Annotated in this window: 9 protein-coding genes; 7 read left to right on the top strand and 2 right to left on the bottom strand. The window is 71.7% G+C overall.

From position 1 onward, the window contains the following. Nucleotides 1-15: 15 nt before the first annotated feature. Complete coding sequence (locus tag ACWDAS_RS14765; RefSeq protein WP_450389888.1) at nt 16-909, bottom strand: LysR family transcriptional regulator; 894 nt, start codon at nt 907-909, stop codon at nt 16-18. A gap of 106 nt (nt 910-1,015) precedes the next feature. On the opposite strand from ACWDAS_RS14765, the gene ACWDAS_RS14760 reads away from it, so the two are divergent. Then, entirely contained in the window at nt 1,016-2,146 is a 1,131-nt protein-coding gene (locus tag ACWDAS_RS14760; RefSeq protein WP_450389886.1) for a DMT family transporter, read from the top strand. Nucleotides 2,147-2,477: 331 nt separating this feature from the next. Here ACWDAS_RS14760 and ACWDAS_RS14755 read toward each other — a convergent pair whose 3' ends face one another. After that, nucleotides 2,478-3,632, bottom strand: a complete 1,155-nt coding sequence (locus tag ACWDAS_RS14755) for an ROK family protein (RefSeq protein WP_450389884.1) — start codon at nt 3,630-3,632, stop codon at nt 2,478-2,480. A gap of 465 nt (nt 3,633-4,097) precedes the next feature. On the opposite strand from ACWDAS_RS14755, the gene ACWDAS_RS14750 reads away from it, so the two are divergent. From ACWDAS_RS14750 to ACWDAS_RS14725, 6 genes are all read left to right on the top strand, one after another. After that, on the top strand, nt 4,098-6,146 hold the full coding sequence (locus tag ACWDAS_RS14750; protein WP_450390082.1) for a fibronectin type III domain-containing protein: 2,049 nt from the start codon (nt 4,098-4,100) through the stop codon (nt 6,144-6,146). A gap of 67 nt (nt 6,147-6,213) precedes the next feature. Beyond that, complete coding sequence (locus tag ACWDAS_RS14745) at nt 6,214-7,296, top strand: carbohydrate ABC transporter permease (RefSeq protein ID WP_450389881.1); 1,083 nt, start codon at nt 6,214-6,216, stop codon at nt 7,294-7,296. 11 nt (nt 7,297-7,307) lie between these two features. Then, nucleotides 7,308-8,234, top strand: a complete 927-nt coding sequence (locus tag ACWDAS_RS14740) for a carbohydrate ABC transporter permease (RefSeq protein WP_450389879.1) — start codon at nt 7,308-7,310, stop codon at nt 8,232-8,234. A 29-nt stretch (nt 8,235-8,263) separates the two neighbouring features. Beyond that, nucleotides 8,264-10,684: a glycosyl hydrolase family 95 catalytic domain-containing protein gene (locus ACWDAS_RS14735; RefSeq protein WP_450389877.1), complete on the top strand. Its 2,421-nt coding sequence runs from the start codon at nt 8,264-8,266 to the stop codon at nt 10,682-10,684. After that, on the top strand, nt 10,678-11,688 hold the full coding sequence (locus ACWDAS_RS14730; RefSeq protein WP_450389874.1) for an acetylxylan esterase: 1,011 nt from the start codon (nt 10,678-10,680) through the stop codon (nt 11,686-11,688). Before ACWDAS_RS14735 ends, ACWDAS_RS14730 begins: the two co-directional genes overlap by 7 nt. Beyond that, a complete protein-coding gene (locus ACWDAS_RS14725; RefSeq protein WP_450389871.1) occupies nt 11,685-13,034 on the top strand; it encodes an ABC transporter substrate-binding protein in 1,350 nt (449 codons plus the stop codon). Before ACWDAS_RS14730 ends, ACWDAS_RS14725 begins: the two co-directional genes overlap by 4 nt. Nucleotides 13,035-13,079: the final 45 nt, after the last annotated feature.

The raw sequence follows: 13,079 nt of genomic DNA, 5'->3' as shown, positions 1-13,079 counted from the left end.
TGACGCCGGGCCGCCTCAGCCGCGCGCCACCTCGCGGAGGGCGTCGAGCAGCCCCCGCAGGGCCGGCTGCGGCAGGGACGTCTCCCGCACGGCGGCGTGGATCGCCCGGACCGGCTCGGGTCCGCGCACCTTGCGTACGACGACCCCGGGGTGATGGTGCGCCAGGGCGGCCGAGGGCAGCAGGCTCACGCCGAGCCCGGCGGCCACGAACCCCTGCGCGGTGGCGTAGTCCTCGCTCTGCACCACGACGTCCGGGCTGAACCCGGCCGCGGCGCACGCCTCCAGGACCAGCTCCAGGCACGAGCCGTCCGGCGACTCGCTGCCCACCCACGGTTCGCCCGCCAGGTCGGTCAGGTCGAGCACCCGCTTCGCGGCGAGGCGGTGGCCCTTGGGAAGGACCGCCCGGTACGGGTCGTCCCGAAGGTGGACCAGCCGCAGGCCCTCCCGGCCGCGCCCGTGCGGCCGCACCACGATCGCCAGGTCCGCGTGGCCCTTCTCCACCTCCGGCAGCGGATCACCGGGATCGACCAGGCCCAGGTCGATCCGCACCCCCGGGTGCTCGCGGCGCAGCCGCGCGACCGCCGGGGCCACCAGGCCGGCCCCCGCCGTGGGGAAGTAGCGCACGGTGAGCCGGCCCGTGCGGCCTTCGCGCAGATCGCCCAGCGCCGTCTCGACCTCCGCGAGCTCCTTGCCGATGCGGGCGGCGTACTCGGTGAGCAGCAGACCCGCGGGCGTCGGCCGGACACCGCGCCCGACCCGTTCGAGCAGCGGGATGCCGGCCTGCTTCTCCAGCACCCCGATCTGCTGGCTGACGGCCGAGGGCGTGTAACCGAGGTGGGCGGCGGCCGCGGTGACCGACCCGCTGGTGACCACCGACCGGAGGATCTGCATGCGCCGGACGTCGAGCATGTAGCTCAGCTTAACGGTGGCTGCATGAATCATCGCTTGTGCGACCAGGACGGCTGCGGGAGCGTCGATCGCAGGCACGACGGGACGCGACCGAGGGAGTCCGGCGGTGTTGAGTGGCGGAGGCGGGGGTGTGCGGGCGCTGGGACGGATGGGCGTCCTGGCCCTGTTGTGGGGGTCGACCTTCCTGTGGATCAAGATCGCACTGGAGGGACTGCCGCCGGCCTGGGTCACCTTCGTACGCTGCGCGTCCGGTGCGGCCCTGCTGCTCGCCCTCTGCCTCCGCTCGGGCGAGCGCCTGCCGCGGGGGCGCGCGGTCTGGGCGCGCATCACGGTGGCCGCCCTGCTGTGCAACGCCCTGCCGTTCCTGCTCTTCAGCGTCGGAGAGCAGAGCGTGGACTCGGGTGTGGCGGGCGTCCTCAACGCCACCACGCCGCTGTGGTCACTGCTCATCGGTCTCGCTCCGGGCACGGAACGCGGCATCCGCGGCCCCCGGCTGGGCGGCCTCCTCGTCGGCTTCGCCAGCGTCCTGCTGATCTACGCCCCGTGGCACCGCTCCGGCCTGGCCGGCTGGGGCGCCCTGGCGCTGCTGGGGGCGGCCGCGAGCTACGCGCTGGCCTTCGCCCACATGGGGCGCAGGCTCATCGGTACGGGGACGGGGACGCTGCCCCTTGCGGCCGCGCAGCTCACGGCGGCGACCGCGCTCAGCGCGCCCGGCCTGCTGGTCACGGGTTCAGAGGGGATCCACCCGAGCGTGCGGTCCCTCGTCGCCGTGGCCGCGCTGGGGTTGCTCTGCACGGGTGTGACCTTCCTTCTGACGGTCCGCATCATCGCCGCCGAGGGCCCGACCGACGCGGCCACCGTGGGCTATCTCCTCCCCGTCGTCTCGGTGGGGCTCGGCGCGCTCGCCCTCGGCGAGACGGTCGGCGCGCGGGTCGTGGCCGGCATGCTGGTCGTCCTCGCCGGCGTCGGCCTGACGCGGTGGCGCGGACTTCGTCTACGACCCGGGCGGCGGCATGCCGACGCCGAGGGCGAGAGCGGCGACGACCGCGGAGGCGTGATCGGGCAGGCACCGCGCGGCCCAGTCGGCGGCCGCACGGAGGAAGCCGGCCAGATCACGCTCCGCGTCGGCGAGCCCGCGCCGCAGTTCGGCGACCCCGGCCTCGAACACGGGGCTGTCGTCCGATTCCGCGTCGACGGTCAACCGGGCGACGTCGCCGTGACGTTCGGCGAACGGTGAGGGATTGTGCCCGAAGTCCGCCCGACCGGCGCCGTCGACGACGTCGCGCCACGTCTCCAGCCCGTTGCAGCAGCCGGGCAGCAACGTGACGCCGCCGGCGGTGTCGGTGACCCGGAGCCCACCGGGTGCGAGAACCCCGTCCCCGGTCAGGAGCCCCCGCAGGAACCCTCCGACCGGGTCCGCGCGCCGCGCCGGGCTGTGATCCCGCTCATGCGGACGGACTGCCTTCCGGGGGAGTTCTCGCGGCGGGGCGATGCGGTGACGGCGATGCGGTGACGGCGATGCGGGACGGCAGTACGCGGGGGCCGGGCGTGCCCGCGGCCCCGCGCGGTCACTTCGCGGGGGCGAAGACCCGCTGCGCGGCGACCGCCGCACCGCCGCGCGCCCACTCCTCGAACGGCAGCGGACGGACGACGAGGTCGCAGTCGGCCGCGGCTCCGAAGGCGTGGTCGGCGAAGGTCTGCCGGATCTGGTCGGCGAACAGGTCGTAGGAGGCGACGCCCTCGCCGGAGATGATGATGCGTTCCGGGCCGATGAGATTGGCGACCGAGGCCATGGCCAGTCCCATGACGTGCCCGGCGCGTGAGAAGACCGCGCGGACGGCGGCGTTGTCGGCGTGGGCCAGCCGTACCGCCTCCTCCATGGTCAACCCGGGATCGCCCGTGGCCTGCCGCGCCTGCTCGGTGATGGCGTGGGTGGAGGCCACGGTCTCCACGCACCCGGTGTTGCCGCAGGTGCAGGTGCGGTCGGTGCCGCCCACCGGGAGGTGCCCGACCTCGCCGGACACACCGTGGGCTCCCGACACCACCCGGCCGCCGATGGACAGCCCGCAGCCGATGCCGGCGCCGACCGTGACCAGGGCGAAGGAGGACAGCCCCACTCCGGCGCCGAACCACTGTTCGGCGACGGTCAGCGCGCGCACGTCGTTCTCGATCACGGTCGGGATGGCGGTGGCCGACTCGACCAGCTGGGCGAGCGGCACCCGGCGCCAGTTGAGGAACGGCGAGTACTGCACGGTGCCGGTCTGCCCGTCCACGTCGCCGGAGATCGTGACGCCGACGCTGTGGACGGCGTTGTCCTCCTCCGCTCCCGCCGCGGCGCGCAGTTGGCCGATGAGCCGGGCGATCGCCAGCACCACGGTCCCGACGTCGCGGGAGTCCAGGGCGGCGCGCCGGGAGGCCAGCGGCCGGGCCGTCAGGTCGGTCAGGACCCCGATCAGCTCGTCGCCGGTCACCTTCACGCCGACGAACCGCGCGCGCCCGGCACGGACGGCGATCGGCGTCGCCGGACGGCCGCTGACCCGCTCACCGGCCGGCCTGCCGAGTTCGGTGATCCAGCCGTCCGCCAGCAGGGGAGTGGCGGCCTTGGTCACCGCGCCCGGTGACAGCCCGGTGCGCCGCCCGATCTCGGCCCGGGTGAGGGGACCGTGGACGAGCAGGGTCTGGAAGACCAGGACGGCGGCGGGGGGCTGGTCGGCGAGGCTCATGCCCGGGACCATACCTTTCCAATGGAAAGTAAGGAAGGGGCCAACTGATCCCATCTTTCGGCGTACGGGGTGGCTGACCCGCCGCGCTTTTTCGCTGATCCCCGTAGTCATGGCGGGCAGACATCGGATTTTTGCCGCCGATTATGTTGACGCTGGAAGGAAAGCCTAGCTACATTCGCCGCACTCCTCGCCGGAGCGGACGAACCGTTCCCGACCGAGGAGCGCGACCGGAGCCTCCCCCCGGTCGCAGCAAGTCCGCCCTCGGTGGTGTTCCGGGACGACCGCCACCGAGGGACACCCCTGCCTCTCGAACACCCCCGTCGACTCGAAGCGGACGACCGAGCACCGGCCCGGCCGTGCCACAGGTCCCCGCCGGACGCCGTCGCGCCGAGATGGAGTGCCCCCATGGCTCGTTCAGCTGTACCCGCACGTCTGGAATGGCCCGTGTCACGAACGCGCGGCGGCATGCGCAGGGCCGCCCTGCCCGCCCTCGTCGTCGCCGCGCTCGCGACGGCCCTCGCCGTACCCGCCGCCGCGGCGCCTGCGGCGCCCGCGGACGTCACCGGCACCAGCGCCGCCCCCGTGGTGGCCGCCAAGCCCTACATGGGCTGGAGCAGCTGGAGCCTGGAGTCCACCAACTTCCCCGGCTACGGCGGTCCCTGGCTCACCGAGTCGCACGTCCTCCAGCAGGCGGACATCCTGGCCTCGAAGCTGAAGTCGCACGGCTACGAGTACGTCAACGTGGACGCGGGCTGGAACGTCAACCCGAACACGCAGAAGAACGTCGTCGACGAGTACGCCCGCCCGGCCGCGGACCCCGTCAAGTTCCCGCACGGCATGAAGTACCTCGGCGACAAACTGCACGCCAAGGGCCTGAAGTTCGGCATCTACATGGCGGTCGGCCTCTACATCGACGCGTACAACGACGGCAAGAGCCCCATCCTGGACGCGCCGGGCTGCACCACCAAGGACATCGTCTATCCCGACCTGCGCAAGACCAGCGGCTGGGACAACGTCTCCTACCAGCTGAACTTCTCCAGCCCGTGCACCACGAAGTACATCGACTCGGTCGCGCAGGAACTGGCCGACTGGGGCGTGGACTTCCTCAAGATCGACGGTGTCGGCCCGGGCTCCAACCAGGGCGACGAGGCGCACGACAACGTCCCCGACATCCAGGCCTGGCACAGCGCGCTGGAGCGGACCGGCCGCCCCATCCAGTTCATCCTGTCCTGGTCGCTCAGCCACGACAAGGCCGACGTCTGGAAGCAGAACTCCAACGGCTGGCGCATCGACACCGACGTCGAGTGCTACTGCGACACCCTGGTCACCTGGAACAACTCCGTCAAGCAGCGGTGGAACGACGTCGTCCCGTGGATCGACGACGCCGGACCGGGCCACTGGAACAACCTGGACTCCCTCGACGTCGGCGCCGGACCCCTGGACGGCCTCAACGAGGTCGAGCGGCAGAGCCACATGACGCTCTGGGCCATCGAGAGCGCCCCGCTGTACATCGGCGACGACCTCACCCATCTCGACCCGTACGGCCTGTCGCTGCTCACCAACGACGAGGTCATCGCGGTCGACCAGGCCGGCAACCCCGCCAGGCCGGTCAGCCAGGGCAACCCCGAGCAGGTCTGGTACGCCCGCAACACCGACGGCAGCTACACCGTGGCGCTGTTCAACCTCGGCAAGGGCTACGCCGACGTCACCGCCGACTGGAGCGACCTCGGCATCAGCGGGAAGGCCGCGGTCCGCGACCTGTGGAGCCACAAGAACCTCGGCAGGACCGCCGGCGGCTTCACCGACAACCTGCCGCCGCACGGCTCGCGCCTGCTGCGCGTCACGCCGGCGGCCGTCACCGGCGAGCCGGGCGTCCCGCTGGGCGTGCACGGCACCGCCTCCACCGCGACCAGCGTCTCGCTGGCCTGGCAGCCCGTGAACACCGGCACGGCCACCACCGGCTACGACGTGTACGCGAACGGCACCAAGGTCGCCACGGCGAGCGGCACCTCCACCACCGTCACCGGGCTGCAGGCCGGTACCGGTTACTCGTTCACCGTGGTCGCCCACGACTCCCGCGGCGGCCGGTCCGCGGCGAGCAAGGCCGTCCCGGTCACCACCCCGGCCGCCGACGGACCCGTGGCCTACGAGGCCGAGGCGTCCGGCAACACCCGCACCGGCAACGCCAGCGTCAACGACTGCTCGGCCTGCTCCGGCGGCAAGAAGGTCGGCAACCTCGGAGGCAACGCATCGGTGGCGATCAACAAGGTCACGGCACCGAGGGACGGCACCTACCTGATGAAGCTGGACTACACCGACGGTTCCTCCGGCCGCACGGTGATCGTCACGGCGAACGGGACGTCGTTCCAGCTCCCGCTGCCCGGCGGCAACGACAACAACTGGGGCCGGCCGCGGTCGATCACGGTGCCCGTCGAGCTGAAGGCCGGCGAGAACACGATCAGCTTCGGCAACCCGTCCGACTACGTGTCCGACGTCGACCGGATCACCGTCTGACGCGGGCGGACGACCGCACCACCGTCCGTCCCACCCGTCCGAACCGAAGCGCGCAAAGGAGAGTGCCGTGGTGGTCACATCGCAGGGCAACCACACGACGCCGGTGACACCACCGTCCGGCGCAGCCGGCGCGGGGGCCACCACGGCCGCCTCATCCAGCGGGATCCGCGGCCTCGTCAAGGCCGCCGGAAGGCCCGGCAAGTCCAGCAGGACCAGCAGGACCAGCAAGACCGGCGGGACCAACAGGACCAAGCGCGTGGCCGCCACCAGATCGCAGGCGGCCCGGCGCAAGGACCTGCCGATCGCACTGCTGCTCATCCTGCCCGCCGTGGTCGGGTTCGCGATCTTCTACGCCTATCCGACCTTCCGCGGCATCTACCTCGCCTTCACCGACTTCCACGTCCTCACCCCGCCGCACTGGGTGGGACCGGCCAACTTCCGCGAGATGGCCGGCGACGGGGTCTTCTGGCACTCCCTGCTCGTCACCTTGTACTTCGTGGTCCTCTCGGTCGTCTTCGGCACCTTGATCTCCCTGGTGACGGCCGTGGTCCTGCACCGCGTCACCACCTCCTCGGTGCTGCGCGGCGTGATGCTGATGCCCTTCCTGATCTCCAACGTGATCGCCGCGCTGGTCTGGCAGTGGATGCTCGACCCGCACCTCGGCGTCATCAACATCGTGCTCGACCACCTCTTCGGGCACTCCGTCCTGTTCTTCGGCAGCGGCCCGTGGGCCATCCCCTCGCTCGCCGCGATCAGCGTCTGGAAGTGGATGGGCTACTACGCCCTGCTGATCTTCGCCGGACTGCAGACCATCCCGTCCACCATCTACGAGGCCGGACGGGTCGACGGCGCGAGCGAGTTCCAGATGTTCCGCCGCCTCACCGTGCCGCTGCTGCGGCCGATCCTGGTGATGGTGGTCGTCCTGACGGTGATCAACGCCTTCCAGGTCTTCGACATCGTGGCGGTGACCACCAGAGGCGGACCGGCGAACGCCTCGAACGTGCTGCAGATGTACATCTACGACAAGGCCTTCCGCCAGTTCGACTTCGGTTACGCGGCGACCATGTCGCTGGCCCTGTTCGTCCTGCTCATCACGGTCACCTTCACCCAGCTGCGGCTCGCCCGGGCCGACGAATCCGACCTGAACTGAAGGAGGCCCCGATGGCGGTCACCCTCGCGCCCACCACCACGACCGTACGGCGGCGCCGCACCCGCAAGACCACGCCCGGCCGGATCGTGGCCTGGACCTACCTCGGCCTCTTCTCCGTGGTCACCGTCTTCCCCTTCTACTGGATCCTGCGGACCGCGCTGTCCAACAACTACCAGCTGGCCACCGACCCCTCCTCGCCGCTGCCCGTCGGCTTCACCTTCGGCGCCTTCAAGCGGGCGCTGGGCCTTGCCTCCATCGCCGAGGCCCAGGCCCAGGGCGGCTCCGGCGCCTCCCTCGACATCGCGCTCTACCTGCGCAACTCGGTGATCTACGCGTCGGTGCAGACCGCGCTCATCGTGCTGTTCTCCGCCTGCGCCGCCTACGCCTTCGCACGGCTGCACTGGCGCGGCCGGAACGTGGTGTTCTCCGTACTGATCAGCGCGCTGATGGTGCCGAGCGTCTTCACGCTGCTGCCGAACTTCGTCTTCATCAAGGACGTCGGCCTGACCAACACCTTCGCGGGCCTCATCCTCCCCGGCGGGCTGTTCCAGGCGTTCACGCTCTTCTTCCTGCGGCAGTTCATGCTCGGCCTGAGCAGCGAGATCGAGGAGGCCGCGATCATCGACGGCGCGGGACCGGTGCGGATCTTCCTCCGGATCATCCTGCCCATGTCGGCGGCGCCGATAGCCACCGTGTCGCTGCTGATGTTCGTCAACGCCTGGAACGACTACATGTGGCCGCTACTGGTCACCAACGACCAGAACGTGCAGCCGCTGACGCTCGCGCTGGGCGTGTTCAAACAGTCCTCACCGCAAGCGGCCCCCGACTGGGCCGGGCTGATGGCCGCCTCCCTCATCGCGGCTCTGCCGATGCTGCTGCTGTTCCTCGCCTTCGGCAAGCGGATCGTCAACTCCATCGGCTTCTCCGGGCTCAAGTGACCGCGCCCGCACACCTGAACGGCACTCCCATGAACTCCACTGACCTGCTGCTCGGCTGGCCCGCGCCCGCGGCGGACTGGAACGAGGCCGCCCCGGTCGGCAACGGCCGGCTCGGCGCCATGGTCTTCGGCGGCACCCACCGCGCCCGGATCCAGATCAACGACTCCACCGTATGGTCCGGAACCCCCGGCGGACCGGCGAAGGCCCTCGCCGACGTCCTCGCGGCCGGCGCCGGCCCGCAGCGGCTGGCCGAGGTACGGGCCGCGCTCCGCGCCGGGGACCCGCACCGCGCCGAGGACCTGCTGATGGCCTTCGAGGGCCCGTACAGCCAGGAGTACCTGCCCTACGCCGACCTGTGGCTGACCGTGCCCGGGGGAGAGCGGGCCACGTACCGGGGGCGGACCCTCAACCTCGACAACGGGGTCGCCGAGGACGCCTTCGAGCCGGCCCCCGGGACCGTCGTCCGCCGCCGGACCTGGGCCGACTCCACCACCGGAACCCTGTGCACCGACCTCACCGCGCCCGGCGGGGTCCTCGACCTGCGGCTCGAACTGACCAGCCCCCTCAGGGAGGTCCACCGGACCGCCGATCACAGCGGCATCGTGCTCGGCGTGGAGATCCCCGTGGACGGGGCGCCCGCACACGAACCGGACGTCGAGGAGCCGCTGCGGTACGCCGAAGGCCCCGTCGACGGCTACGACCCCTTCGGCGCCCTCGCCCTGCGGATCGCCACCGACGGGGAGGTGACCGCCGACGCGGGCGGCGTGCTGGTCACCGGCGCGACCCACGTCCTCGCGGTCGTCGCGAGCTCCACCGGCGCGCGGCGCCACTGGCAGGGGCTCGCCGGGACCGACCGCGCCGCGCACCTCGAAGCCGCCGCCGGCACCGCGGCCCGGGCCGCGGAACGCGGCGCCGAGGACCTGCTCAAGGCCCACGAGACCGACCTGCGCGGACTGCTCGGCGGCACCTCCCTGCGCATCGGACCGCGCCGCTCGGGCACTTGCGACGTGGCCCGCGACATCCTCTCCGGCGACGACGAACTCCTCGCCGCCACCGTCCTGTTCCAGCTCGGCCGCTACCTGCTCGCCTCCGCCTCCCGTCCGCACGCCGGGCCGCCGGCCAACCTCCAGGGCATCTGGAACGCCGAGCTGCGTCCGCCCTGGTCGTCCAATTACACCGTCAACATCAACACCCAGATGAACTACTGGGGCGCCGAGGCCGCCGGTCTCGGTCCCTGCCATGAACCGCTGTTCGACCTCCTGGACCGCGTCGCCGCGCACGGCAGGGACGTGGCCGCGGGGCTGTACGGCGCCCGCGGCTGGGTCGCCCACCACAACACCGACATGTGGGGCTGGGCCCTGCCCGTCGGCATGGGCCACGGCGCCGCGTCCTGGGCGATCTGGCAGATGGGCGGCGCCTGGCTGGCCCAGCACCTGTGGGACCACTGGGAGTTCACCCAGGACATCGGCTTCCTGCGCGAACGGGCCTGGCCGCTGCTGAGCGGCTGCGCCGAGTTCCTGCTCGACTGGCTGGTCGACGACGGCGCCGGTCGGCTGGAGACCGTCCCCTCCACCTCGCCGGAGAACCACTTCCTCACCCCCGACGGCTCCATGGCCTCCCTCACCCGCTCCTCCGCGATGGACATGGCGCTGACCCGGGCCGTTCTCGAACGGACCCTCGGCGCCGCGGGCCTGCTCGGCCTCGACACGCCGCTGACCGGCCGCATCGCCGAGGCGCTGCCGAAGCTGCACCCGCCGCGGATCGCCGCGGGCGGATGGCTCCAGGAGTGGGCGGAGGACCTCCCCGAGCAGGACCCGCACCACCGCCACCTGTCCCAGATGGTCACCGTCCACCCGCTCGGCCAGATCGACCCCGATGCCACCCCGGAACTCGCCGCGGCCGCCACCGCCCTGCTGGACCGGCGCGGACCCGGCGCGATGGGCTGGTCCTGGGCCTGGAAGACGGCCCTGCGCGCCCGGTTGCACGACGCCGCGACCGCCCGCTCGCTCTTCCGCGAGGCGACCCGGCCGCTCGCCGGCGACCCGGACACCGACGCGCCCGTCGACGGCTCGGAATGGGGCGGACTCCTGCCCAACCTCTTCTCCACCCACCCGCCGTTCCAGATCGACGGCAACTACGGCCTCATGGCCGCGCTCACCGAGATGGTGCTGCAGAGCCACACCGGCACGATCCACCTGCTGCCCGCCCTGCCCGGGCAATGGCCCGACGGCGAGGCCACGGACCTGCGCTGCCGCGGCGGCCTCGCGGCCGACTTCACCTGGCGCGACGGCGCCCTGACGGCGGTGACGCTGCGCCGGCACGCCGGGGACGGCGCCGCACCGGTGCGGATCCGCCACGGCGACCGCACCGCGGAGCTGCGGGTCCCCGCCGGTACGGCCGTCACGCTCGGCGCCGACCTCGTACCGCGGGGGGAGGCACAGCCGTGCTGACCGAGAACGACGTGCCCGAGCTGTGGGCGTACCGCAGCTCCTACCGGGAACCCGGCGACTTCGACGCCTTCTGGAAGGACACCCTCGACGGCGCCCGCGGCCACGAGGCACGGCTCGACCTCACCCCGGTCGACACCGGCCTGGAGACCGTGGACGTCTTCGACGCCGTCTTCCCGGGATTCGGCGGCCACCCGGTGCACGGCTGGCTGCGCCTGCCCCGGCACCGTACCGGGCCCCTGCCCGCGGTGGTGCAGTTCCACGGCTACGGCAGCGGGCGCGGCGCCCCCATCGAGGACCTGCTGTGGGCCTCCGCCGGCTACGCCCACCTGCTGGTCGACACGCGCGGCCAAGGCGGCGCCTGGGCGGGCGGCGGCGCCACCGCCGACCCGGTCGGCAGCGGCCCCTCCCACCCCGGCTTCCTCACCCGCGGCATCGAGGACAAGGACACCTACGTCTACCGCCGCGTCTTCACCGACGGCGTCCGCGCCGTCGAGGCCCTGCGCGGCTCGGCGCACGTCGACCCCGACCGGGTCGCCGTCACCGGGCCCAGCCAGGGCGGCGGAATCGCGCTGGCGGTCGCCGGACTCGTACCGGGCCTGCGGGCCGCGCACGTCCAGGCGCCGTTCCTGTGCGACATCCGGCAGGCCACCCGGCTCACCGGCGAGCAGCCGTACGCGGAGCTCATCGGCTATCTGGGCGCCCGCCGCGACCTGGTCGAGCAGACCTTCGCGACCCTGGGCTACTTCGACGGGCTCGCCTTCGCCCGCCGCGCCACCGCGCCCGCCTGGTTCTCCGCCGGGCTGCGCGACGAGGTCTGCCCGCCGGCCACCACCATCGCCGCGTACCACGCCTACGGCGGGCCCAAGCAGCTGCGGCTGTGGGAGTTCAACGGCCATGACGCCGGCGGCCCCGAGGACCTGACCATCGCCCTGAGCGCCTTCCGGGCGCTCCTCAAGACGTCGTCCCACGCACACCAGGCACCGTCCCGAAAGAAGGAATCATGAGAATACGCAAGGTCGTCGCGTTGGGGGCCACGCTCACCCTCGCGGCCGTGCTGTCCGCCTGCTCCTCCGGAGCCTCCTCCGCCGGGGGCTCGAAGACCGTCAACTGGTGGACCTGGGACGACAAGCAGGCCGCCGCGTACAAGACCTGCGCCGCGGACTTCGAGAAGGCCAACCCCGGCACGACCGTGAAGATCTCGCAGTACAACGTCGACGACTACTTCACCAAGCTGACCGCCGGATTCGTCGCGGGCAACGCGCCGGACGCCTTCCAGAACAGCGTGCAGTTCTTCCAGGCGTACGCCACGCAGCACCAGCTGATGCCGATGGACGACTTCATCGCCAAGGACAAGTTCGACATGTCCCGCTTCTCCGTGGGCGTGGACGCCTGGAAGTTCACCGACGGCAAGCAGTACGCGCTGCCGCTGGACTGGGCCGCGGCGGGCATCTACTACGACCAGGACGCCCTGACCAAGGCCGGTTACAGCAAGAGCGACGTCGAGTCCGCGACGTGGAACCCCGACGACGGCGGCGACTTCGGCAAGATGATCGCCCACCTCACGATCGACGAGAAGGGCCGCCGCGGCGACCAGCCCGGCTTCGACAAGGCCCACGTCAAGACGTTCGGCTTCGGCCAGATCGCGGCCAAGGACTTCATCGGCCAGACCAGTTGGAGCCCGTTCGCGTCCAGCACCGGATGGCGGCTGGGCGACAAGGCCAGCTGGCCCACGGTGTTCAACTACAACGACCCCCGCTTCGTGAAGACGCTGAACTGGGCCCGCTCCCTGACGGAGAAGGGATACGCCCCGAAGATCGGCGAGTTCACCTCCAGTGTCAGCGACGTCGACCTGCTCTCCTCCCACAAGGTGGCCATGGAGATGGGCGGGTCCTGGTCGGCCTCCACCTTCGCCAAGATCCCCGGCGTCAAGACCGGCATCGCGGCGCCCCCGTACGGCCCCGACGGCAAGACCCGCGCCGTCATGAGCAACTCCAACGGCAACAACATCTGGGCCGGCACCAAGAACCCCGACCTGACCTGGAAGTGGGTCTCCTACATGGGATCCGAGGCCTGCCAGTCCAAGGCCTCGCGCACGGGAACGTTCTTCCCCTCCATCCCCGCCTCCATGGAGGCCTCGGCGAAGGCGCTGTCCGCCGAGGGTGTCGACCTGTCGGTCTTCACCGACATGATGAAGAACAAGGTCCTCTACCCGTCCCCGGTCTACGGCAACGGCGCCGCCGTCCAGGACGCGCTGAGCCCGCTGTTCGAGGCGTACTTCGCCGGACAGAAGGACGACGCCGTCTTCGCGGACATGCAGCAGCAGAGCAAGACCCTGCTCGCGAAGAACTGAGCGACCGACAGCGACCCGTGACCCCGCCCGCCGAACGGCGCCGGC

It is taken from the genome of Streptomyces sp. NPDC001070, assembly GCF_053598835.1.
This window is presented reverse-complemented; position numbering and strand designations above follow the sequence as displayed.